Annotated in this window: 22 protein-coding genes and 1 tRNA gene; 3 read left to right on the forward strand and 20 right to left on the reverse strand. The window is 43.0% G+C overall.

Annotated elements, in window-relative coordinates; translation table 11 throughout:
• Positions 1-6: 6 nt before the first annotated feature.
• From rsxE to PGW42_RS07195, 10 genes are all read right to left on the reverse strand, one after another.
• The gene (gene rsxE / locus PGW42_RS07150) at positions 7-708 is read right to left on the reverse strand and encodes an electron transport complex subunit RsxE (RefSeq protein WP_022220472.1); all 702 of its coding nucleotides are present in this window, start codon (positions 706-708) and stop codon (positions 7-9) included.
• A complete protein-coding gene (locus PGW42_RS07155) occupies positions 701-1,303 on the reverse strand; it encodes an RnfABCDGE type electron transport complex subunit G (RefSeq protein ID WP_022220471.1) in 603 nt (200 codons plus the stop codon). The genes rsxE and PGW42_RS07155 overlap by 8 nt, the downstream gene beginning before the upstream one ends.
• The gene (locus tag PGW42_RS07160; protein WP_022220470.1) at positions 1,303-2,274 is read right to left on the reverse strand and encodes an RnfABCDGE type electron transport complex subunit D; all 972 of its coding nucleotides are present in this window, start codon (positions 2,272-2,274) and stop codon (positions 1,303-1,305) included. The genes PGW42_RS07155 and PGW42_RS07160 overlap by 1 nt, the downstream gene beginning before the upstream one ends.
• A gap of 25 nt (positions 2,275-2,299) precedes the next feature.
• Positions 2,300-3,619, reverse strand: a complete 1,320-nt coding sequence (gene rsxC, locus PGW42_RS07165; protein ID WP_270203151.1) for an electron transport complex subunit RsxC — start codon at positions 3,617-3,619, stop codon at positions 2,300-2,302.
• Positions 3,620-3,944: 325 nt separating this feature from the next.
• Positions 3,945-5,024 (reverse strand): 30S ribosomal protein S1, encoded by a 1,080-nt coding sequence (gene rpsA, locus PGW42_RS07170; RefSeq protein ID WP_008375104.1) that lies wholly within the window; start codon positions 5,022-5,024, stop codon positions 3,945-3,947.
• Positions 5,005-5,859, reverse strand: coding sequence for a 4-hydroxy-3-methylbut-2-enyl diphosphate reductase (gene ispH, locus PGW42_RS07175; RefSeq protein WP_055155600.1), 855 nt, complete (start codon positions 5,857-5,859; stop codon positions 5,005-5,007). The genes rpsA and ispH overlap by 20 nt, the downstream gene beginning before the upstream one ends.
• Positions 5,860-5,906: 47 nt before the next feature.
• Positions 5,907-6,044 (reverse strand): hypothetical protein, encoded by a 138-nt coding sequence (locus tag PGW42_RS07180; protein WP_270203150.1) that lies wholly within the window; start codon positions 6,042-6,044, stop codon positions 5,907-5,909.
• A gap of 41 nt (positions 6,045-6,085) precedes the next feature.
• Positions 6,086-6,841 carry a metallophosphoesterase family protein gene (locus PGW42_RS07185; RefSeq protein ID WP_270203149.1) on the reverse strand — a complete coding sequence of 252 codons (756 nt, stop codon included), beginning with the start codon at positions 6,839-6,841 and terminating at the stop codon, positions 6,086-6,088.
• Positions 6,842-6,843: 2 nt separating this feature from the next.
• Positions 6,844-7,383 (reverse strand): RNA 2'-phosphotransferase, encoded by a 540-nt coding sequence (locus PGW42_RS07190; RefSeq protein WP_270203148.1) that lies wholly within the window; start codon positions 7,381-7,383, stop codon positions 6,844-6,846.
• A gap of 155 nt (positions 7,384-7,538) precedes the next feature.
• Positions 7,539-7,925 (reverse strand): site-specific integrase, encoded by a 387-nt coding sequence (locus PGW42_RS07195; protein ID WP_330677010.1) that lies wholly within the window; start codon positions 7,923-7,925, stop codon positions 7,539-7,541.
• 140 nt (positions 7,926-8,065) lie between these two features.
• On the opposite strand from PGW42_RS07195, the gene PGW42_RS16260 reads away from it, so the two are divergent.
• Positions 8,066-8,275, forward strand: a complete 210-nt coding sequence (locus tag PGW42_RS16260) for a zinc-ribbon domain-containing protein (protein ID WP_442872476.1) — start codon at positions 8,066-8,068, stop codon at positions 8,273-8,275.
• Between the two features lie 164 nt (positions 8,276-8,439).
• On the opposite strand, the gene PGW42_RS07200 is transcribed toward PGW42_RS16260, so the two are convergent.
• The gene (locus PGW42_RS07200) at positions 8,440-9,618 is read right to left on the reverse strand and encodes a C40 family peptidase (protein WP_270203147.1); all 1,179 of its coding nucleotides are present in this window, start codon (positions 9,616-9,618) and stop codon (positions 8,440-8,442) included.
• A 242-nt stretch (positions 9,619-9,860) separates the two neighbouring features.
• Here PGW42_RS07200 and PGW42_RS07205 point away from each other — a divergent pair, with 242 nt between their 5' ends.
• Complete coding sequence (locus PGW42_RS07205) at positions 9,861-10,229, forward strand: VOC family protein (RefSeq protein ID WP_117556070.1); 369 nt, start codon at positions 9,861-9,863, stop codon at positions 10,227-10,229.
• Between the two features lie 104 nt (positions 10,230-10,333).
• On the opposite strand, the gene PGW42_RS07210 is transcribed toward PGW42_RS07205, so the two are convergent.
• From PGW42_RS07210 to PGW42_RS07235, 6 genes are all read right to left on the reverse strand, one after another.
• On the reverse strand, positions 10,334-11,833 hold the full coding sequence (locus PGW42_RS07210) for a glutamate synthase subunit beta (RefSeq protein WP_270203146.1): 1,500 nt from the start codon (positions 11,831-11,833) through the stop codon (positions 10,334-10,336).
• 12 nt (positions 11,834-11,845) lie between these two features.
• On the reverse strand, positions 11,846-16,381 hold the full coding sequence (gltB, locus tag PGW42_RS07215) for a glutamate synthase large subunit (RefSeq protein WP_270203145.1): 4,536 nt from the start codon (positions 16,379-16,381) through the stop codon (positions 11,846-11,848).
• 147 nt (positions 16,382-16,528) lie between these two features.
• Positions 16,529-17,308, reverse strand: a complete 780-nt coding sequence (locus PGW42_RS07220) for a CPBP family intramembrane glutamic endopeptidase (protein WP_117556074.1) — start codon at positions 17,306-17,308, stop codon at positions 16,529-16,531.
• Positions 17,309-17,327: 19 nt separating this feature from the next.
• Positions 17,328-18,473: an alanyl-tRNA editing protein gene (locus tag PGW42_RS07225; protein ID WP_270203144.1), complete on the reverse strand. Its 1,146-nt coding sequence runs from the start codon at positions 18,471-18,473 to the stop codon at positions 17,328-17,330.
• Between the two features lie 51 nt (positions 18,474-18,524).
• Positions 18,525-20,291, reverse strand: coding sequence for an arginine--tRNA ligase (argS, locus tag PGW42_RS07230; protein ID WP_173826472.1), 1,767 nt, complete (start codon positions 20,289-20,291; stop codon positions 18,525-18,527).
• Between the two features lie 252 nt (positions 20,292-20,543).
• Positions 20,544-21,167 carry a hypothetical protein gene (locus PGW42_RS07235; RefSeq protein ID WP_270203143.1) on the reverse strand — a complete coding sequence of 208 codons (624 nt, stop codon included), beginning with the start codon at positions 21,165-21,167 and terminating at the stop codon, positions 20,544-20,546.
• 258 nt (positions 21,168-21,425) lie between these two features.
• On the opposite strand from PGW42_RS07235, the gene PGW42_RS07240 reads away from it, so the two are divergent.
• Positions 21,426-21,497: transfer RNA gene (locus PGW42_RS07240), tRNA-Arg, on the forward strand.
• A 19-nt stretch (positions 21,498-21,516) separates the two neighbouring features.
• Here PGW42_RS07240 and PGW42_RS07245 read toward each other — a convergent pair.
• Genes PGW42_RS07245 through PGW42_RS07255 form a run of 3 tightly spaced genes read right to left on the reverse strand, consistent with a single transcriptional unit; the run spans position 21,517 to position 24,831 of the window.
• Entirely contained in the window at positions 21,517-21,759 is a 243-nt protein-coding gene (locus tag PGW42_RS07245; protein ID WP_117823178.1) for a hypothetical protein, read from the reverse strand.
• Between the two features lie 13 nt (positions 21,760-21,772).
• Positions 21,773-24,169 carry an FtsX-like permease family protein gene (locus PGW42_RS07250; protein ID WP_270203142.1) on the reverse strand — a complete coding sequence of 799 codons (2,397 nt, stop codon included), beginning with the start codon at positions 24,167-24,169 and terminating at the stop codon, positions 21,773-21,775.
• A complete protein-coding gene (locus PGW42_RS07255; RefSeq protein ID WP_117556084.1) occupies positions 24,166-24,831 on the reverse strand; it encodes an ABC transporter ATP-binding protein in 666 nt (221 codons plus the stop codon). The genes PGW42_RS07250 and PGW42_RS07255 overlap by 4 nt, the downstream gene beginning before the upstream one ends.
• Between the last annotated feature and the right edge of the window lie 69 nt (positions 24,832-24,900).

A 24,900-nucleotide genomic window follows, 5' to 3' on the forward strand; every position in this document is an offset into this window, starting at 1 on the left:
TCCCTCCTATTCCTTTTCCTGACCTGTCGGGAACACGTGTCCGTCGCATCCGCCGCATGAAGCGCATCCGCCTTCACAGCATCCCTGCGCTTTGACAACTTTCTTTCCTTTTGCTTCCAGTTTCTTCATGATCTTGTTACGTGCCGCAACAAGGAATGCAAGAACAAGGAATGCACCAGGAGCAAGGATGAAAATAGTAACAGGTTCGTAGATATCAGGCATAACCTGAAATCCGAATAATTTTCCGGAACCAATCAGCTCTCTGACGATACCGATGCAGGTAAGACCAAGTGTGAATCCAAGTCCCATACCAATACCATCAAATACAGATGGAAGGACCGGGTTCTTTGATGCATATGCTTCTGCACGTCCAAGGATGATACAGTTAACTACGATCAGAGGAATATATACACCAAGTGATGCATAAAGACTAGGTACAAAACCTTCCAGAAGGAACTGTACCACGGTAACAAGTGTTGCTACGACTACGATAAATGCCGGCATACGAACAGAATCCGGAATGATCTTACGCAGCATGGAAATCAAAAGGTTTGAGAAAATCAATACCACTGTGGTAGAAAGTCCCATACCAATACCGTTGATTGCGGATGTTGTAACCGCCAGTGTCGGACACATACCAAGCATCATAACAAAGGTCGGGTTTTCTTTTACAAGACCATTATAAAGTCTTTCTGTACATTTATTCATTTCCACTACCTCCTAACGCTGTCTGGTAATATCCAAGTGCTGTGTTGACAGCTCCTGTGACTGCACGGGAAGTGATGGTTGCACCACTCAAAGCATCGATCGGCTGTCCGTCTCCGCCATCTTTGGATACATAGAATTTTTCAGCCTGCTGTCCTGCAAACTGGTTGTAAAAGCTTGGTTCTTTCGCACGCATACCAAGACCTGCTGTCTCGCTGATGGAAAGGAAAGAAATGCCATTTACCGTACCGTCACTCATGATACCGACTGTGATCTGGATATCTCCGCCGTAACCATCTTTGTCGGTTACTGTTATAACATAACCAGCTTCGCTCCCATCCATAACAGCAGAATAGACTTCATCTACTGTTGCATTCGTTCCCATCTTTTTGATTGCTTCTTTGGCAGCTTTCTGATCTACGTCCATTGCCTCAAAGGAATCTGCTTCCGGATAAACGGCCTGACAGGCTTCCTGTTTCTGCTTTGCCTGTGTCTGTGCGATTGGACCTTTTGTCACTTCGTAAGCAGCTCCAAGTACCAGACCGGATACAACGGTGATTGCTGCAAGGATCAGTGTATTTTTGATAATCTTATTCATTATTTTTCTCCTCCTTTACCGAAAGGCTTTGGAAGAGTAACTCTCTCGATCAGCGGTACAAGAAGGTTACTGAAGATGATCGCATAAGATACACCTTCTGCTGAACCACCGAACAAACGGAACAGACCAGTCAGACATCCAAGAAGGATACCATATACGATCTGCCCTTTTTTGGTGATCGGGGAAGTTACATAATCGGTTGCCATAAACCATGCTCCAAGCATCAGACCACCACCGCAGAGTTCTGCTGTCATGTACTGAACGTTGAAGAATCCAATTCCATCTACAAATCCACCGAAGATTCCGATGAAAAGTGCAAATGTCACAATATATGTACCCGGGATACGAAGATCAATGATTCCTTTGAGGATCAGGATGATCGCTCCGATCACGATTGCGATAACGGATGTCTCACCGATGGTTCCGGCAATATTTCCGATCAGCATGTCCATGCTGTTCACACCGTCAAGTGCTGCATTTCCTGCTTCGATATTAGCACGGATCGTTGCCAGTGGTGTTGCACCGGATACGCCGTCATATACGAAGCTTGTCATTCTTCCTGTGAAGGAAATAAGAAGGAAACATCTTGCTCCAAGTGCAGGGTTCATGAAGTTCTGTCCCAATCCGCCAAATAGCTGCTTTACAACCAGGATCGCGAATACACTTCCGATAATTCCCATCCAGATCGGGGCTGTCGGCGGAAGGTTGAGTGCAAGCAGAAGTCCTGTAACTGCGGCACTGAAATCCTTGATCGTAATCTTTTTATGCATCAGTTTTTCGTAAATGTACTCCGTAAGAACTGCTGCTGCTGTTGTCACAATAACAAGCAGCCATGCATGTGTGTCACGGAAGTTGTAAATTCCAAAGAAAGTTGCCGGTAACAGAGCGATGATAACCCACAGCATGATATTGCCGGTTGTCTCTTTAGAACGGATATGTGGTGAAGATGATACTTTTAACTGTTCACTCACTTTTGTTCACCTCTTCCTCTCTATTCTATTTTTTCTTTTTGTTGGCAAGTGCGGTTTTTCTCATCGATCCGATTGCCTGCTTCAGTTGTCTCTTAGCCGGACATACATAACTGCAGGATCCACATTCTACACATTCAAGACCATTGAATTTGAGGAACGCTTCTTCGTCATGGCGTTCTGCAAAATCAGCCAGTCTTGACGGAATAATGCGGCTTGGACAGGCGTCAACGCACCGTCCGCAGTTGATACATGCTGTCGGTTCACAGGCTGATACTTCATCTTTTGACATGCAAAGAATAGATGAAGATGTTTTGGTGATCGGTGTATCTGTCGTATACATCGCAAATCCCATCATCGGTCCACCTGAAATAACTTTTTCACAGCCTTCTTTGAGTCCGCCGGCGGCTTCGATCAGTTCGTTCTGGTTGGTTCCGAAGAGTACTTTGTAGTTACCAGGATTTACAACTCCATCCCCTGTTACAGTAACGACACGTTCCATAGAAGGAATGCCTTTTACTACTGCATTGTAAATGCTGATGATGGTCTCTACGTTGTCTACTACACATCCAGCATCTGCCGGAAGCATGGTAGAATTGATCGCACGTCCTGTATTTGCAAAAATCAGCTGACGTTCTGCGCCCTGTGGGTACTTGGTCATCATCTCTCTGACTTCCATACGAGGCTCGTCCTTGGTCAGCTCTTTTAATTTTGCGATACAGTCCGGTTTGTTATCTTCGATTGCAAATAAACCTTTCGCATTGTCAAAAAGCTTCAGGATCACACGCATACCTTCTACCAGAAGTTCCGGATTCTCCAGCATTCTTCTGTAATCGGCAGTAATATACGGCTCACATTCCGCACAGTTTGCAATGATATAATCAATCTTGTCTGGCTCTTTTGGTGAAAGCTTCACTCTGGTAGGGAAACCTGCTCCACCCATACCTACTACGCCAGCCTCTCCAATGATATTCAGAATCTCTTCTTTTGTCAGTTCAGAAAGAGGTTTTGGCTGTGGATATTCTACTTCTTCGTACTGACCGTCATTTGTAATGATGATACTGTTCACTTTAGAACCTGTCGGATTCACACGTGGTTCAATCGCTTTTACAGTACCTGATACGGATGCATAGATCGGTGCAGACACGAAGCCCCCCGCTTCGGCAATTTTCTGCCCTTTAAGCACATGGTCACCTTTTGCTACTACTGGCTTAGCCGGTGCTCCGATATGCTGGGATAACGGGTATACAAGATCACCCTGTGGCAGAAGTTCTACGATTGCCTTGTCTTTCGCAAGACTTTTTCCGTCGTTCGGATGAACTCCGCCTTTAAATGTCAAAAGTCCCATTTTGATATCCTTCCTTCCTGTTTTCTCTCTTATAAATATACTAAAATAAATCCTACAATTCCAGTAACTTTCGTCATTTTATTGTATATTTTCCAGTACATCTTGTCTTTTTTTTAACACAATAGTCTCCTCGCACAAAAAAGAGAGGCTACTACGACCTCCCTTTGTGAATTTTCTGACTATTCGGTAAAATTTTTCATCTTACTTATCGAGATCACTTATGGATCCGAAAACTTTTTCAGCTGTAGTTAGTTATGTCTACCAGTTTTTTTCAAACAAAAGATAGAGACTTCAATCAGTCTCTATCCTTGTATATCTTATTTAATTATTCTTCAGTTTCTTCCTGAGCTTCTGCATTTTCAAGTGCTTTCATGCTAAGGCTGATCTTCTTGTCAGCTTCGTTAAGATCTACGATCTTAGCTGTAATCTCCTGACCTACAGAAAGTACGTCTGAAGGTTTCTCAACATGTGCTCTTGAGATCTGTGATACATGAAGGAGTGCATCTACTCCAGGAGCAAGTTCTACGAATGCACCAAAGTCTGTCATTCTTGCAACTTTTCCCGTTACAACTGTACCTACAGCGTACTTCTCAGCTGCGTTAGCCCATGGATTTGTCTCCGGGAATTTTAAGCTGAGTGCAACTTTTGTATCATGGATATCTTTAACAAGGACTTTAAGAGTTTCACCAACTGTGAATACTTTCTTCGGATTGTCAACTCTTCCCCATGACATCTCAGAGATATGAAGAAGTCCGTCTACTCCGCCGAGATCGATAAATGCACCGAAATCTGTTACGTTCTTAACTGTTCCTTCGATCACATCACCGACTTTAAGTTTAGCGAAGAGTTCTTTCTGCTTTTCTGCTCTTTCAGCAACAAGAAGCTGTCTTCTGTCACCGATGATACGGTTTCTTCTTGGATTGAATTCGCTGATAACAAATTCGATTTCCTGATCTTTGTACTTAGAAAGGTCTTTTTCGTAAGTATCTGATACAAGACTTGCCGGGATGAATACTCTTGCTTCATCTACAACAACGCTTAATCCACCGCCAAGAATCTGAGTAACCGGTGCTTTCAGGACTTCTTTGTTCTCGAATGCTTCTTTTAATCTTTCGTTACCTTTTTCTGCAACAAGTCTCTTGTATGTAAGAAGAACCTGTCCTTCTCCATCATTGACTTTCAGTACTTTAACAGTCATCGGATCACCAACAGAAACAACAGTTGTAAGATCTACACTGTTATCATTGGTATATTCACTTCTGGTGATGATACCGTCTGCTTTGTATCCTATATTTAAGATGATTTCATCTGGCTTAACATCAATTACAGTACCATCTACGACCTCTCCATTATGAATTGTTTTAAATGACTCGTCTAACATTTGTTCAAAAGTTAATTCTGACATTATTTTGAACCTCCTCAATTATATTGTTGGGCGTGGATGCCCCTGCTGTAATACCTACTGTTTCCACGGACCTTAATTGATTCATATCAAAATCGTCAAGTGTCTGTATATAGTACGTATTGTGACATTCCCTGCTGCATATTTCATACAGTTTCTGGGTATTGGAACTATGTTTGTCTCCGATTACAATCATAGCATCCACCTCTTTTGCAATGCTCCTTGCTTCTGTCTGACGCTCTCTGGTTGCATTACAAATCGTATTTAAAACACTTATATCATAACCCTTTTCTGAAATAATTTCAACTAAATCTTTGAATTTATTGTAATTAAATGTCGTCTGAGACACAATACAAATTCTTTCGGATGTAGTATTTTCAAATTTTTCTGCTTCTTCTGCATTTTTTATAACGGTTACATTTTCTCCTGCCCAGCCCCGGATTCCTTCAACCTCAGGGTGATCCGGATTACCAATGATAATGATCCGGCTGCCTTTTTTACTTTCTTCGGCAACAATCTTATGGATTCTTTTCACAAACGGACAGGTTGCATCTACATATTCGATGCCTTTTTCATCCATTAGATCACAGATTCTCTTTGGAACACCATGAGAGCGGATGATCACCAGTCCTTCTTCCAGACCTTTCAGTTCTTCCTCACCGCGCAGGACTTTTACACCATGTGCTTCCATGTCCTTTACAACCTCTTCATTATGGATGATCGGACCATAAGTATAGATCTGTTTTCCCATCTGTTTTTCAACCTGCTCATATACTGTATCGACAGCGCGTTTTACACCAAAGCAGAATCCGGCACTTTTTGCGCGTATTACTTCCATTTTTAGGTTCCTCCTGTTGTTTTTATTTTTCTGATAAGTGATTCTTTTTACATACTTAGAAATTTGAAACATGCATATCGCAGATTCATCCGCATCTTCAGATTACATTTTTCGCCCGGAACAGTAAGTTTTTTCATGAACCGGTCCAGTGTACGTTTCTCATATTCTTCCATCAATTTACACATATGTCGAAAATCTCCCTTCGTCATACACAAATTATAATTTCTCACAGTATCCGAATAATCTGCTCATATATCAGTATTTCTTTCGGTCCAATATTCTTATTATCATGATAATGACCAAAGAACCACTTCTTAACATTTACCCGCTGCTTCACTAACTCCAGATAATCCGTCATGGAATCTGCTGAAAAAGTCTTATCTACAAATTGTTTCTGGGTACTTGTAGCACAACAATGACTGATAATAAAATCTACCTCATTGCTATTCTGAGATAAATTTCTTAATCCTTCTTCCATTTCCTCATTTGAAGCCATTTCTTCTTTCCACCAGGAAATGTGATTCACACGATACGGCATCCATTCCTTATCCAGTTCTTTCTTTTTCTTCTTGAAATCCGGTGCTTCTGGATCAAGTATTCCACCTTCTATATCATGACTTTTTGCTCCGCCAAATACAAAGAATTTCTTTCCGCAAAGTTGAAAAACCTGTCCTCGCATAAGATGGATCACCGAAGGTCTAATCTTATGTACATTTCCACCATTCCATTTTTCTACAGGATAGCTGTAAAGCCTGTCAAAATTCTCATGGTTCCCCTCACAAAAAAGAGTTGTAAAAGGACGATCTTCCAGCCAGTCCATCCAATGCTTCTCATGTTTATTTTCTTCAAAGCGATTCCATACTCCGCCAAAATCACCGCAGATAATGACATAATCATCTTTTGTCATTTCATATTGTTCCGGGAAAATTTTAGTATTGAACCTGGTAAAATCAGCGTGACAGTCACCGGTTATATAAATCATCCTTACTGCTCCTCTTTGATCAAATATTTTACGGGGACTTCTTCCGTTAACCATACTCCATTTTTTGATAAGAAAAATGAATATCCATCGTCATACATTTCTTTTGTTTTTACGATATAAAGCACTGGTTTTCCGTGACGTGAGCCGACTTTCGTAGCTGTAGTTGCGTCTGATGATAAATGCACATATAACCTACCCTTTGGAATCAATCCTTGTTGATCAATGGATGCAACATATTTTTCTCCAGTTCCATGCCAGAGCGTTTCAGGCGGTATTGCTGCTGGTAATTCTATATCAACAGGAATCGAATGTCCCTGATTTGCCCGAATCTTTGTTTTATCTTCATTAAAGGTAAATCTTTGCTTATTATCTGTCCGAACAATTTCTTCCAGTATTTCTCTGTTAAATTTACGAGTTTTGGAAATTCCGGCAATCAGCCCGTCTACATTTGCCCAGCCATGTTCATCCAACTGGATTCCGATTGTTTCTGGTTTATGGCGCAGGATTAAACTTACAAATTTACTTGTACTTGTTAAATTCATTTTCATTCTCTTTTCTTTTGGAAAATCCATATCTTTATATTACCATAATCAAATATACTGCACAATAAATGACCCAACTTATTTATACCGATTTTTGTATAAATAAATCAGGTCATTTTCTTATCACTCTTAATCAACGCAAGCCGTGTAATTCGTTAACTTAAACTTGATAATGAACGCATAACTAAATCAATATCTTTATTTTCCAATTCCTGAATAATATGTAAATATGTTTTCTGTGTTGTTGTCATACTCGAATGTCCCAATCTTCCTGCTACACTAGCAATAGATACGCCTGTAAACAGCAGCAAAGACGCATGCGTATGCCGCAATCCATGAATTGATATTACTGGTATATTGCATTCTTTACAGTGTCTTGCAAGTATATTGTTTACTGTTGAATTGTATACTGCCCCATCAACAAAAATTGGCTTATCCTCTGGCAATTGCTTAATTAGTTCAGAAAATCTCATTCCTGTTTTTGCAACCAACAAAATAAAATAGTCCCAATTCACCTTATCTTTCAACTCTAGTGATGCCAATAAATTGTTGCCCTACTTGTCACGGTAATTATCCTGCTCGAATCATCGATGTTATAAATGGTGAAGCGGATTGTCCTTATTGTTCCGGTCGTAAAGCACTTCCTGGAAAAATATCCTTCGCCGCGCTTCATTCTGATTTAATGGAAGATTGGGATTTTATTGCAAACTATTACCTTGTAAATCCCGATGAAATATTAGATACATATTCACAAAAGGTTTGGTGGAATTGTAAAAGAAGTTCTGATCATAAATATCCCTTAAGTCCTGCTGATAAAGTCTTCTATCAAAAGAGACATCGGGAATCCTGCCCTTATTGCAAAGGACGTCGCAGAAAAAAGAAATTTTTCTAATGTAAATGAAATAGTTTCAAAAAAAGAGATTTTCAAATGACATATGCCAAATGAAAATCTCTTTTATTTTGTACGTTTTTCAATTTTTCATCAAAAATCAACATTTAACTTCTCATGGAATTATGTACGTTTTCGTCGATTTTTTGAATTTATAGATCTTATTCTTACCAGTATCTTCTATACCAGTGGTATGCATAATTAACACTTGTATAACATACGACCTCACCCGGCTGCGGTGCATGAATCATCTGTCCGCCTCCTGCGTAGATTCCCACATGTCCTCCGTAACATACAACATCACCCGGCTGTGGGTCTGACACTGCCTGTCCGCCACTTCCCTGACTGTATGAGTTACGTGTAATTGGAATACCACATGCCTGATGTGCCAGGTATACAAGACCTGAACAATCAACACCACTTCCCGAAGTACCGCCCCATACATAAGGAACTCCAAGGTATGCTGCTGCTGCACTTAAAATAGCGCTTCCGTTTCCATATGTACTTCCACCGTTATCACTACTGCTGTTATTATTACTTGTATCCGGAGTCACTGTCGGGGTACTTGGTGTACTTGGCGTACTCGGTGCACTCGGTGTAACGGTTGTGTTGTTATTACCATTGTTATTTGTTGTATTACCTACAGTCTGTGAACCACTGTTGCTTGTCGATGCAACGGTCGAATTTGACTTTGTTGACTCAGCTGCTTTTGCTGCCTTTGCAGCTTCTTCTGCCTGCCTCTTTGCTTCAGCTGCCGCTACAGCTGCCTGAAGCTGTTCATCCAGATCTGCGACTTCTTCTTTCTTAGATTCCAGCGTATTACTCAGCGTCGTCTGCTCTGCTTCATAATCAGACTGCATAGACTCCAGATTCGCCTGATCTTCTTCAAGCTGTGCTTTCAGATCTGCAATCTGCTGCTTGGTATCAATATATTCCTGAAGCTGCTTTCTGTCATAACTATGTACGTTCTGAACATACTCTGCTTTGTTAAGCAAGTCTGAGAAATTCTCAGCACTGATCAGAGTCTCAATCGCAGTCGAGTTGCCTTCTTCATACATATACTTGATACGCTTCTTCATATCTTCGTACTGCTGATGTTCTTTTTCTTTAGCAACAGTAAGATCATCCTGTGCCTGTGTGATCTGCTGACCTGTTGACACCAGATCATCTTCCAGCTTACTCATTTTTTCAATTAGTGTCTGCAATTCTGACTGAAGAGAATTCACTTCACTCTGTGCTGCATTTTTACTATTCTGCAGATTGCTGACATCATCTGCAAATACTGGCGTAACTACCATTGAACTTGCAAGAATAGATGCCAAAAATACTTGTTTAAATTTTCTCATAATCACCCATCCTATATTTTTTACTAATTATTTTCCTAACCCTGTGGTCGATTATATACCATTTTTCTATTTTTTGCAATACAATTTAACATTTTTGTAATATTCTACTAGGGTATCATAATATACTGATATTTTCGTTATCACTCCTAATAACCATTCCTTGCGTAATCCTTATTATTTATGCTAAACTGACTTCATAATCAATAAATCTAGAATACTAAATAAGAAAGAAGGATTCCACTATGAATTTCAAATTCAACCATAACAACTTAAATGTACGTGACCTTGAAAAATCAATTCAATTCTACAAAGATGCACTCGGACTCACCGTAGTCCGCGAAAAAGATGCTGCTGACGGAAGTTTTAAGCTCGTCTACCTCGGTGATGGAAGCTCCGTTCATCAGCTCGAGCTCACCTGGCTTCGCGACATGGACCGCCCATACGACCTCGGCGACAACGAAATCCACCTCGCCTTCACCGTAGACGACATGGATGCCGCCCTCGCACACCATAAAGAAATGAACTGCGTCTGTTTCGAAAATGAGTCCATGGGCATCTACTTCATCGAAGACCCAGACGGCTACTGGTTAGAAATCGTACCTGAAAAATAAATCTATTACACATTTTCATTAAAAGCGTAGCCCGCCGCAAGGTGCAGGAACCACTTCCTACACCTTGCGGCGGGCTACGCCTTCATAAAATCAAACGCCACTAATTACTGTACTGACAGATTCGTATACCCCATCAGATCCAGATCTATCTGCTGTGCCGCTTCTCTTCCTTCCCGGATTGCCCACACAACCAGCGACTGTCCTCTGTGCATATCTCCTGCCGTAAATATATTCGGCACATTCGTTTTATACTCACCCGGAGCTGTTTTAACATTCGTGCGCTCATTGACTTCCACACCGAATGCCTTTGTCACATAATCCTCACTTCCGAGGAACCCCGCTGCGATCAGCACCAGTTCTGCATTTACCGTGTACTCACTTCCTGAGACCTCTGCCATCATCATACGTCCGGTCTTTTCATCCTTCTTGCTTTCCAGTTTCACAAGAACCACCTTGCAAAGATTTCCATTCTTATCTTTGACAAATTCCTTTACCGTTGTCTGATAAACCCTCGGATCATGTCCCCAGAGAGCAATTGCTTCCTGCTGACCATAGTCTGTCTTGCAGACTCTCGGCCACTCCGGCCATGGATTCATAGCGCTTCTCTCATCCGGAAGTTTCGGCATCATTTCCAACTGAAGAACGGATTTTGCACCATGACGGATCGACGTTCCAACACAGTCATTTCCCGTATCGCCACCACCGATGACAATTACATTTTTGCCCTTTGCAGAAACATATTCGCCTTCTTTCAGCTGCATCTCATTTTTCCAGAGACATTTCGTAGTTGATTTCAGAAAATCTACTGCAAAGCAGATCCCTTTCGCATCTCTTCCAGGTGCTTTAATATCACGCGGATGGGATGCACCGCAGCAAAGTACCACCCGGTCAAACGCTTTCAGAAGTTCTGCAGATTTCTTATCTTTTCCAATATTGCAGCCAGTTTCAAAACGGATGCCTTCTTCTTCCATTACTGCAAGTTTCCGGTCAATGAACTGTTTTTCCAGCTTCATATTCGGGATTCCATAGCGGAGAAGTCCACCCGGCTTATCTTCCCGCTCAAATACTGTTACCAGATGTCCTCGCTTATTTAACTGATCTGCGACTGCGAGACCGGAAGGTCCGGAACCGATTATCGCTATCTTTTTGCCGGTACGCGCTTTCGGCGGACATGCTTTTGCATATCCCTTTTCGTAAGCATTTTCAATAATCCCATATTCATTTGCTTTAGTCGTCACAGGGCTTCCGTGCAGGTTGCAGGTACATGCCGCCTCACAAAGTCCCGGGCATACCCTGGAAGTAAATTCCGGAAAATTGTTTGTCTTTTTCAGCCGGTAATATGCCTCTTCCCAGTTGCCGTGATAAATCAGGTCATTCCACTCCGGCACCAGATTATGCAGAGGACAGCCGCTTGCCATCCCTGCGATCATCTGTCCCGCCTGGCAGAACGGGACGCCGCATGCCATACATCTGGCGCCCTGTATTTCCTGCTCTTCTTTTGACAGAGGCGTGTGGAATTCCCGGAAATGCTTAATTCTCTCTTTTGGAGATTCGCACTCTGCATCGCGTCTGTCATAATCCATAAATCCTGTTGCTTTTCCCACGTTTTTGGCCTCCTATCTTCCTTCTTTGATCGCATAAAATGCTTCGGTTTTTGCCTGTTCGCTGCTGAGACCTTTTTCTTCCAGCTGAAGGATGCGGGTCAGCATTCTCTCGTAATCACGCGGAATGATCTTCTTAAACTTCGGCAGGTATTCTTTGAAATGATCCAGGATTTCTTTTCCCGTCTCGGAATTGGTTGCTGCTACATGTTCTTCGATCATACCTTTCAATTCAGATACATCGAACTTAGATGTTACTTTTTCGATATTAACCATCTGTTTGTTGACTTTTGTATAAAGATCACTGTCCATATCCAGAACGTAAGCAACACCGCCACTCATACCTGCTGCAAAGTTCTTTCCGGTCTTGCCAAGAATTGCAACCCGTCCACCAGTCATATATTCGCATCCATGATCACCGACCCCTTCTACAACTGCTGTTGCTCCGGAGTTACGGACACAGAAACGTTCGCCTGCCACACCATTGATATAGGCTTTTCCGCTTGTTGCACCATAAAGCGCTACGTTACCAATAATAATATTTTCATCAGCTTTAAATTTCACACCAGTCGGCGGATAAACGATCAGTTTACCACCGGAAAGTCCTTTTCCAAAATAATCATTGCTGTCACCGGTCAGTTCCAGTGTCAGACCTTTTGGTATAAATGCTCCGAATGACTGTCCGCCTGCGCCCTTACATTTCAGCACATAGCTGTCTTCTTCCAGTCCGTCCGGATAACGTCTTGTAATCTCAGAACCGAAGATTGTGCCGAATGTACGGTCTGTATTTTTTACATCCAGCTCCAGGATTCTCTTCTGTTTCTTTTCCATTGACGGAAGAAGTTCCTTTACCAGAACTCTTTCATCCAGTGTTTTATTTAGTTCAAAATCAAAGACTTTCTTCGGATTGAAGATCATGCCTTTCTTCTCTTTTGCATACGGATTATTGAGGATTCTGGAAAGATCCAGTGTTGCGGCACGTTTGGATGTCGGCACATCTCTCACTTTCAGAAGGTCTGTCCTTCCCACCAGTTCATCCACAGTACGAATGCCAAGTTTTGCCATATATTCTCTTAATTCTTCCGCGATAAAACGCATGAAATTGATGACATATTCTGGTTTTCCGGCAAATCTCTTTCTCAGTTCCGGATTCTGGGTTGCAATTCCGACCGGGCAGGTATCCAGGTTACATACACGCATCATTACGCACCCCATGGTTACAAGCGGTGCCGTCGCAAATCCAAATTCCTCTGCTCCGAGAAGTGCTGCGATCGCCACATCACGGCCGCTCATCAGCTTACCGTCTGTCTCGATACGGACTCTCTCTCTCAGCCCGTTCTGGATCAGTGTCTGATGTGTTTCAGAAAGTCCAAGCTCCCACGGAAGTCCGGTATTATGGATAGAACTTCTCGGTGCAGCTCCTGTACCTCCGTCATAACCGGAGATCAGAACCAGTCCGGCTCCTGCTTTTGCAACACCCGCTGCAACCGTTCCGACACCGGCTTCAGATACCAGTTTGACAGAAATTCTTGCATCCTTGTTTGCATTTTTACAGTCATAGATCAGCTGTGCCAGATCTTCGATTGAATAAATATCGTGATGCGGCGGTGGTGAGATCAGTCCCACACCCGGCGTAGAATGTCTGGTTTTTGCTACCCAAGGGTAAACCTTTCCCCCCGGCAGATGTCCACCTTCTCCAGGTTTTGCTCCCTGCGCCATCTTGATCTGGATCTCTTTTGCACTGACAAGATATCTGCTTGTAACACCAAAACGTCCACTGGCAACCTGTTTGATCGCAGAGCCTCTGTCGGTTCCAAGGCGCTCGATATCCTCTCCGCCTTCACCGGAGTTTGACTTACCGTGCAGTGCATTCATTGCAAGGGCAAGGGTTTCGTGTGCTTCCTTTGAAATTGATCCGTAAGACATTGCACCGGTCTTGAATCTGGTCACGATCGAATCCACACTCTCTACTTCTGAAAGCGGAACTCCTTTCTTTGGATAATTGAAGTCCATCTGTCCACGGAGTGTGATTCCTTTGGATTCTTCATCAACCATCTGTGTGTACTGCTTGAACATTTCATAATCCCCGCGCCTTGTAGACTGCTGGAGCATATGGATCGTTCTCGGGTTGTACAGATGCTTTTCACCACCGCTCTTCGACTTGTGCTGTCCCACACTGTTCAACGTCAGATCTACGGAAAGTCCCAGCGGATCAAAGGCCTCGGAATGTCTTGCCATATAATCTTTTGCAATTTCTTCCAGTCCGATACCACCGACACGGCTGACAGTTCCGGTGAAATATTTTTCAATGAATTCCGGTTTTAATCCAATCGCTTCAAAGATCATGGATCCCTGATAAGACTGGATCGTGGAAATTCCCATCTTCGATGCAATTTTGACAATTCCGCTTATAACAGCTTCATTATAGTCATTGACTGCTGCATAATAATCTTTCTGAAGCATATCTGTATCGATCAGCTGTTTGATCGATTCATGTGCAAGATACGGGTTGATCGCAGATGCACCATATCCCAAAAGCGTTGCGAAATGATGTACTTCTCTTGGTTCTCCGGTCTCAAGGATCATGGCAACCTCTGTTCTTCTCTTAGTTCTTACCAGATGCTGATGAACCGCTGAGGTTGCAAGCAGGGACGGGATCGCAATATGATATTCATCCACATCTCTGTCACTTAAGATCAGGATATTCATGCCTTCACGGATTGCACGGTCTACCTGAATAAACAGATAATCGATCGCTTTTTCCAGGCTGGAGTTTTTATAATAAGTAGTAGAAATTTCTGCTACACGGAAACCGTCGACTTTCATGTTACGGATCTTCAGGAGATCGGTATCTGTCAGGATCGGGTCATTGATCTTCAGTACATGACAGTTTTCCTCTTTCTGTTCCAAAAGGTTTCCTTCTTCTCCGACATATACCGTTGTCGAAGTCACGATTTTTTCACGAATCGCGTCGATCGGCGGGTTCGTTACCTGTGCAAATAACTGTTTAAAATATCCAAACAGAGACTGATGTTGCTCAGAAAGAACGGCAAGTGGTGCATCGATACCCATGGCTCCGATTCCTTCGCTTCCATTCATTGCCATATTTAAAATAGAAGTCTTCACTTCTTCGTAAGAATATCCAAATGCTTTCTGCAGTCTCTGGCATTCTTCTCTAGAATACTGCGGTACTTTCTGATTCGGGATCTTTAAATCGCTTAAATTGACCAACTGACTGTTCAACCATTCGCCATAAGGCTGTCTTGCCGCATATTCTTCTTTCAGTTCCTGGTCGTCGATGACACGCCCCTGAACGGTATCAACAAGAAGCATCTTACCTGGATGGATTCTTTCTTTGACTACGATCTTCTCCGGCGGGATATCCAGAACACCAACCTCAGAAGAAAGGATCAGTGTGTCATCATCTGTGATGTAATATCTGGAAGGTCTGAGTCCATTTCGGTCAAGTACGGCTCCTAAAATATCTCCATCTGAGAACAGGATGGATGCCGGTCCGTCCCATGGCTCCATCATTGTTGCGTAATACTGATAGAAATCCTTGATTTTCTGTGACATCGTTGCATTCTGTGCCCATGGCTCCGGAATAGTGATCATAACTGCCAACGGAAGCGGCATACCACTCATCACCATAAATTCCAGCGTGTTATCCAGCATGGCAGAATCGGAACCTGCGGTATTGATTGCCGGAAGGACTTTATAAAGCTCTCCTTCCAGATGCTCGGATTCCATGTTTTCCTCTCTGGCCCGCATCTTATCTGCATTGCCGCGAATGGTATTGATCTCTCCGTTATGTACGATGAAACGGTTCGGATGTGCTCTTTCCCAGCTTGGATTAGTGTTTGTACTGAATCTGGAATGTACAACTGCAATTGCAGATTCATAATCCGGGTTCTGCAGATCTTCAAAGAACATCCGGAGCTGTTTTACAAGGAACATTCCTTTGTACACGATGGTTCTGCTTGACAGGGATGCTACATAGGTATCATCACTGCTCTGTTCAAAGACTCTTCTTACCACATAAAGTCTGCGGTCAAAATCCAGTCCTTGTTTTACTTTTTTCGGTCGTTCGATAAATCCCTGCATAATGCACGGCATGCATTCGAGTGCTTTCTTTCCAAGGATCTCTTTACGGATCGGCACTTCCCTCCATCCAAGGAATTTCAGTCCTTCTTTTTCAACAATGACTTCGAAAATATTTTTTGCCTGATTCCTTTTCAGTTCGTCCTGTGGGAAGAAAAACATTCCCACACCGTAATCTCTCTCAGAACCTAAAAAGATGCCGAGGGGACGACAGACATTTGTAAAGAACTTGTGCGAAATCTGTAACAGTATTCCTACACCGTCTCCTGTCTTCCCTTCGGCATCCTTGCCAGCTCTATGTTCAAGATTTTCTACGATTTTCAGCGCATTTGCGACTGTATCATGACTCTTTTGCCCTTTGATGTTCACAACAGCTCCGATACCGCAGTTGTCATGCTCAAAATCAGGGCTGTATAAGCCTTGTTCTGTATTTTGTTGTATTACGCTCATATAACCTGCCCTTTCTGTAAAACAGTTTTGTTGTTGCTTTTATGATTTAACACTATACAGCATTTGTCTGCAAAAGTAAACCCCTAATTATACAGAAATTGTCAGATATTATTTATTTCGCGAACTTTTCCAGTATTTTTCAGTTAATTATCGTATTTCCTGTCTTATATTTTTTATTTTTACATAAATTATAACAGTAATCAACGTAGCCAGTACAGTAATTCCAACTGCTTTTCCCTCTGTTCCCAGGATCCATTCAAAGCCTCCATACCACGAAAGCAATAATGACGTAATATTCACAACAATATGGAACAGGACTGGAGCTGCAATATTCCGGAATTTCTCATAAATACCGGCAAGCAGAAATCCAAGTACCATCGCGTAAAGTCCCTGTGGCAGATTACCATGCCCCACTCCAAACAGGATTGACACAAACACACCTGCCTGCATGGCTGTGAGGCTCTCTCTCATCCGCCGATAGATCATGCCCCGATAAACAAGTTCTTCCGCAATTGGAGCCAGCATTCCGGCTCCCACCATCTGAAGCCAGCGTGGCGCACTGTAGATGGTCTGCTCCATGCTCTGGTAAACTCTGCTGATCTTCTGCATATTCATCAACATGACAATATCATTCATTGCCACACATGCAGTCACTGCGCCAAGAAGCATGACAAACCACATTCCGTATCCGGAAGCGGCTTTATATTTCCACCAGGATTCCTGCTCTTTTTCGTAACGTCCCTGATCCTTCCTGTAGATCCACCCAATCATCGGAATCGTAATGATCGAAGATATCGCCCCGATTCCCATGTTGCTGTGCAGACCACAGGAAAGGGCAAATGTAGCGACTGCAATCTCAACGCCCCATTTGACCAGAACCGCACTGAACAAATACCAGATAATTCTCCCTGTTTTCCTGTCTCGCATTCTTCATCTCCGCCTTCTCTTACTCAAAAACTTTTCGGATTGCCTCTTCGCTTCCATTTACAGAACCCTGTACCATGACCGGTTTTCCACCGCCTCTTCCGTCAAACTGTTCTTTGAGGATCTTGCTGTACGGGCGCACATCCTCTGTCTCACTGCCGATCACATAACGGTATCCACTCTCTTCGTTTCCTGCAAATACCGCACATACTTCTGTTCCTTTTTTCAGTACAAGGTTCATAAGCTCACGTGGTTCATTCCCACTTAATTTGCTATCAAAAATACAGACCTTTTTCTGTCCATCCGGAATTTTTTCTGCCTGTGCTTCAAGAATCTGATATCTTGACTCTGCAAGTTCACTCTTCAGCTGTGTACATTCCTCTTTTACGCGTTCAACTGCTTCGGCAATCAATTCTTCCTTCGCTGAAAGGCTTCCCATGATCGCCTTCACGCTTTCTTCTTTCTGCTGATAATCCTTCAGTGCCCTTCTTCCGCACAGCATAGTAATCCGGATACCGCCTTTATAATTCTGACTCTGCACCAGTTTGATAAGACCGATCTCTCCGGTAAAATACACATGCGGTGCACAACAGGCACACACGTCATATCCCGGTATCGTCACGATACGCACCTGTCCGTCAATCTCTATCTTACTGCGGTAATCCAACGTCTTCAATTTTTCTTTGGACGGATAACTTATCTGAACCGGTACATTTGCAAATACCGCTTCATTTGCCGCATTTTCCACCTCGCGAAGCTCCTCCTTCGTGAGCGGACCACTTAAGTCCAGAGTGCACAGCTCATCATTCAAATGGAATCCCACATTATCATATCCAAAACGTGCATGAACGATTCCCGATACGATATGTTCTCCGCTGTGCTGCTGCATCCGTGAAAAACGTTTGTCCCAGTCGATCTGACCGGTCACGGTCTTTCCTTCTTCCAGTTCTCCTTCCAGATAGTGAAAGATCTGTTCTCCTTTTTCCTGTACATCATATACTCTGATCCCGTCAATCACTCCGGTATCTGCTGCCTGACCGCCGCCTTCTGGAAAAAAGGCAGTTCTTGAAAGAACTGCCTCATATCCGTTATCACACGGGCGGCAGGACACAACCTCCGCAGTAAATTCCTGCTGGTGACTGTCTGTGTAAAACAATTTCTCTGTCATATGTCCTCGCCTCTTTATCGTATTGTCATTACTTCTGATGCTTCTGCTTTTTTACATTCTCTCCGGTGCTTCAAATCCAAGCAGATCGATGCAGGTTGTCAGAATGTCTCTTGTAAGCGTGAGAAGGGCAATGTAGCTCTTCTGCTTCTGTTCATCCTCTTCTGCCAGGATCTTTGTCTCATGGTAGAAACGGTTAAATGCATTTGCAAGATCATAAATATATGCACAAATCTTGTGTGGTGCAAGTTCTTCGTATACATTCTCCATCACACTGCCAAACTTCGCAGCTTCCAGCATCAGAGCCTTTTCGCTCTCACTTGTAGCCGGAAGGATCTTGATATCGTCCATACTCTTTCCTGATTCTTTGTACTTGTTCAGGATTGATTTGATACGAACGATGGTGTACAGGATGTACGGACCTGTATTTCCTTCAAAAGAAGTGAATCTGTCTACATCGAATACATAGTCTTTTGCTGCCTGGTTGGAGAGGTCTCCGTATTTGATCGCAGCCATTCCGACCATCTTCGCTGTTGCTTTTGCCTCCTCTTCCGATACTGTACGGTTCTCTGTGATCTTTTCATACATCTTTTCTGTAATCTCGCGGATCAGGTTCTCAAGACGCATAACGCCGCCTTCTCTGGTCTTGAACGGTTTTCCGTCTTTTCCGTTCATCGTACCAAATCCAAGGAAAGTAAGTTTTGTATCCTCTTTTACAATGCCGGTCTTCTTTGCGCAGCGGAATACCTGTACAAAATGCAGTTCCTGACGCTTGTCAACTACATAGATGACTTCGTTCGGCTGGAACAGTTCTTCACGCTCTACCAGTGTTGCAAGGTCTGTGGTATCATAAAGTGCTGCACCGTCGGACTTCAGGATCATACACGGTGGGATCTCTTTGGTATCGGTCTCTTCTTTGACATCTACCACGAGTGCTCCGTTATCAATATGCGCATAACCTTCCTTCTTCAGCCTTTCCACCATATCCGGGATGTATTTCTGTGCGTCAGATTCCCCTTTCCAGAGGTCAAATTCGACATTCAGGTTCGCATAGTTTTTCTTTAAGTCAGTCACAGACACATTCATAATGTGATCCCAGATTGCACGGTAGCCGCGCTTTCCGCTCTGCAGCTGGAAGGTCGCATCCAATGCTTCTTCTCTGTAATCATCATGCTCTTTTGCATAAGCGGACGCTGCCGGATAGATTTCCTCCAGGTCACTGATGGTAAATGGTGCTTCTTTTGGATATTCTCCAATGAAGTTATCATCAAAATACGGAAGATCCGGCTGGCGTTTCTTCAGTTCTGTGATGATCAGTCCCATCTGATATCCCCAGTCTCCAAGGTGGATATCACCAATTACTTTATTGCCCATAAAACGGGTGATCCTCTTTACGCTTTCTCCGATGATCGCGGAGCGGAGATGTCCAACGTGAAGCGGTTTTGCCACGTTCGGTCCGCCATAATCAATGACGATTGTCTTTGGATTTTCTACTTCTTCCACGCCAAGCTTTTCGTCTGCTTCCATCTGGTTCAGATAATCTGCGACTGCTGCCGGGTTGGTCTTCAGGTTGATGAAACCTGGCTTAACTGCTTCTGCTCCGCTGATATATCCGTTCTCCGGAATCTTTGCCACAACTTCTTCTGCGATCATGATCGGTGCTTTGTGATATTTCTTTGCACCTGCCATCGCACCGTTGCACTGATATTCACATAAATCCGGGCGGTTAGAAAGTGTAACACGCGCCAGTTCTTTCTCGTATCCGGCATCTGCAAATGCCTGTTCCATTTCTTCTGTAATCAGATCCAGGATCTTCTTCATAGTATCGATCGTTCCTCTCTTTTTCATCATAAACGTTAGCGCAGACTCTTTGCCTGCGCCGCTTTATTTATTATATCTGAATCCTTATGTAAGCGCAATAGAAAATCGTAATCCGGAGACTGGATGTTGCCTGAAATTCTGCATTCTTTATGAATTTTTGGCAAGACAGCATCCACTTCTGCTGACGCACAACATTTTTTCATAGACTTTACCGCTTTTTTCAGACGTTACTGGCTCGCTGTATTTACAGTGTTACTGATCCACTGCATTTTTCAGATCTTCCACCGCCTGTGCGAGCATTGCATCTGAACCAAGTGCCTGTTCATAATCCGCTTCTACCTGTGCAAACAGCTCCTGCACATCTGTCTGTGCGGAAACTTCTTCAATTATCGTCTGAATCTGCTCGTCAGAGATCTCTGCCTGAATATCGAATTTTCCATCTTTGTCCTTGACCGCATATAAGGTTTCAAGTCCCGGTACTTCAGTATAAATTCCACGGATCTTCATATTGTACCGTACATACAGGATCCTGCTGCCTTTTGCTTTGCCGTCTTTCGTGCAAATCGCAATCCCATCGTATGCTTCGGCATAGGCTTCTTTTCCGGAAAGTTCCTGATAGTATGCTTCTACTGCATCCGCAAGCTCTTCGTCCCGGTTCTCCAGAAGTGGATTGGTTTCCATCGCTGCGTATCCGGTATTTACTTTTGGCTCTTCTGTAACAACTGCACTTACTTCTTTTACCTCATCTTTTTTCTCTTTCGTAAGAAAAACGGTAACTCCCGCCGTCATAAAGCAGACCAGCAGATACACAAGACCAGTGTAAAAAATCTGCTTCTTTTTGCCTGTAAGGACGGGCATCCTTTTTTCTTCCGACATGGCATTTCCTCCTTTGCCACCTATCATACGCAATGCCCGCTTTTACGTCAATAGCGAAGGAAGACTTGTTTTGACTGGTTTTGTCGAAGCGATTATTTATTCTTTTTCTGCATTAAAATTGCTTTATGCTGATGCCCACTCTGTGTATCAAATCACTTTCAAATGGTATTTCGGCTGCTATTCTGTTCATCCCGTTTTACTTGTCCTGTTCGAAATTTCTTCTTGATTTTTTTCTGGGCAAGTGCTATATTAGTAAATGTCCTTGTAGCTCAGTGGATAGAGCACCGCCCTCCGGAGGCGGGTGCGTCAGTTCGATTCTGATCAGGGACGTGAAAAGACTGTGAAGCTTTTATGGCTTGACAGTCTTTTTTATTGCCACTAATCCAATTCCCATCTGAATCCGTTCTTTTGCTTCTATACGCTTTGCCTGAATCAGCAGAACACCAATAATGAGCAACTCGATTCCAACCGGATTGGAAATACACTTAAATCCCCATTCCGATAAATCCGTCATATTCTCCGGTGCAAACCATTTGAACGGCATTAGAATAACGCTGATTATGCAGCAATATAGGATATAGGTTTTCTTCATCTTGAAGCCTCCTCTATATCAGTCGGCAAGCACCCCATAACGTAAGAACTCCAATCACTCCTGCGCATCCCGTCATCCAAAGAACTTCTATCCGATGCATTTTCTTCAGGAACTTTTCTTCCATTCCAAGTGACTGTAAGATTTCCCCTTCTCTTTTTTCTTCCTGCTTCTCCGCAAGAAACATCTGATACAAAACTATGGAAATCAGAATCATGTAAAACACTGCAAAAATGCTGTACATTCCTATAAAGGAATATAATTCCTGACGTATTTTCTTATACTCTTCATGGTTATTCTGCACATTTACAGCTGTTCCCTGTTTTAAAATACTTAGAATATGCCCTTCCGTATCATACGCATCCGCATCATCCGATACCAGAATTTTTACGATCTGATCATATTCCATAATTCTGCTTTTCCCAAATTTCTTCCAGAAATTCTTTCCAACAATCATCGATATACCAGATCCACCTATCTGTGGATTCCGCACATCTTCTTCCTTCATGCCACGTAAAATCGCTGTTACTGGAATCGGATTTTCGTTTCTACTTCCATTCTCATTCAATGTATAAACCGGAAGTTCATCACCAACCTGTACCGTATCTTCTGATATTCCTTGTCCGTCCGGGCTGAATGCACTCAGATATTTTCCGTCATATTCCTGCAACTCTGTAAGATCCAGAATGCAAAAATCTCCCTGTTCAAATTCTTCTTTTGTCAGGCTGCCTTCATCCAGATTTCTCAGAAAACGCTGTATATCCTGCCATCTGTCTATTGTAAGCAAAGACAATCTTACTTTCTCAATAGATATCTTTTCCTTTATTGATGTCTCATTCAGATATGCCACCAATGTTTCGACTACTTTCTGAAAATACTCGCTTTCAGCATATTCTGACAGATCAATCCAGAACTCCTCTTTTTCATTGTTATGATATTGTTCTACAGAAGTTACTCCGGCAACCTGTTCCAGTTTATCAACTGTCTGCCTGGAAATTCCCGGAGAATTCGTAATCTCCATTGTACTCAAATAGTATCCATTTCCTGTCAGCCTTTGATATACTTTCAGTTCTTCCTGTCTGGTTGATATTTCCATCTTTCCAAATCCCACGATCAGCAAAGCACTTGCCAGAAGAACAATTTCTACACTCTTACGCACACGATGCATCTGCCATTTATGAAGTAAAACTCTTCCCGGCGTGAACCGGACGATCTTCCTGTACTTTCCCCTTCTTTTCTGAACTTTCTTCTTTTTTTCTTTCAGAAGTATGCGAAGCTGTACTGCACTGAGTCCATAACTTGCAGCAATACATAAGATACTGAAGCCAGTTCCAAAAAGGACTCCTTCCCATGCAATCGCCTGTGGTAATGTCTGCTCGGTTATCTTTTCAAAAGCAGGGATAACCAGCTGGTAAATCCCAATCCCTGCAAGATTTCCAACAATAACAGCTCCTGCACCAAACAGAACTGCTTCCCAGAAAATAATCTGGTACATCTGCCCTCTTCTCATTCCAAGTGCATCCAGGAACCTCCAGAACTGTTCTCTTGAGATAATCGAACGCGATACCGTAAGAAACAGGATACAGATCGACGCACCACCAACCAGCAAACGGATATTTTCCAGAAAATCCATATACGGAAGACTTACATCAGAAAGTTTGTCCTGTTCCACATTGTCATCCATGCCGCAGGTAAATTCTTCGCTGTCTTTCAGATCTTTATAAACACTTTCACTGCCTTCTTTCGCTTTTACAAGCATATGCATATCCTGAACAGAGCCGATCCTGTTCCCGCCTTCCTGTGTCACAATTCCAGTTGGAAACCGATGCCGGTTGCAGATTTCCCAGTTTATCTGATAATCTTTTAGGATCCCGCATAAAGTATACGAATAGCTTTTTGATTCCCCCTGCTCCAGAATGGAAAGCGCCGGTGTAATATCCAGTGTAATCTCTTTTCCAAGCATCTCCTCATATCCAAGTGAGCGAAGTGTACTGTATTCCAGTACGATCTCATGCTCATTTTCCGGCAGGCGTCCTTCTTTCATTTCCAGTCTGCCAAGCTTCCACGCCGTCTCGTCCATTGTCCCGATATTCATCTGACGGTTTTCCAGATAATCTCCGGCGATCGCCCCATAGATACTTATTTTCCCGGTCTGTGCAAGAAATGGATTCTCTTCTGCTACTTTTACCGAGCTTTCATCCATATCCACAAATACCTGTTCCCACTCCCCATATACTGCTTTACGATTCTCGATATATGCGGCTTTCAGTCCTTCCGACATCTGAAAACCAATCTGAATCAGTATGCAGGTAAGAAGCAGGACTGAGACTATCAGGATACTGTATTTCTTCTGGCTGCGGATTCTTTTTATACTGAGTTCCCGTTCAATTCCATGTCTTTTCTCTCTTTTCATCGCAATGCACCATCTTCCATATACACAATCCTGTCCGCATAATTGGCACTGTCCATATCATGTGTCACCATGACAATTGTCTGACGGTAAAGCTCTCTGGATGCGCAGATCAGTTTCATGATCTCCTGTCCGGTCTGATAGTCCAGATTCCCGGTCGGTTCATCCGCAAGGATCACTCCCGGCTTTGCTGCCATTGCACGGGCAATTGCCACTCTCTGCTGCTCTCCACCAGATAACTGATCCGGATAATCTCCGTTCCTGTCCCATAATCCGACCTTTTCAAGAAGCTGTCGGATATAAGCTTTATCCGGTACCGTATGCGCGATATAAAGCGGCATGCACACATTATCCCAGATCGTATACTCCGGCAGTAACTGATACTGTTGGAAAATAAACCCGATTTTCTTCTGCCGGATCTTGCAGATCTTCTTTTGGGAAAGCCCGTTAATCTGTATTCCATTCAGGAAGACTGCTCCGGTATCTGGCTTTTCCAGTGTTCCTGCAATCTTAAGAAAAGTAGATTTCCCGGATCCGCTTCGTCCCATCACTGCCACAAATTCACCGCTTTTCACTTCAAAAGAAAACTCCTTTAATGCTGTGATTTTCTTTTCACCAAGGGTATAGCTTTTGCTTACCTTGTCCAGTCTGATTACGGTTTTCATCTTCTGCCACCTCCTTCATTTGTTAGTCTTACTATATCAGATCAGTCTTTCGATTCACTTACCCCCTTC

It is taken from the genome of Coprococcus sp. TM115-187 (assembly GCF_027679115.1).
Lineage (GTDB): Bacteria > Bacillota > Clostridia > Lachnospirales > Lachnospiraceae > Allocoprococcus > Allocoprococcus comes.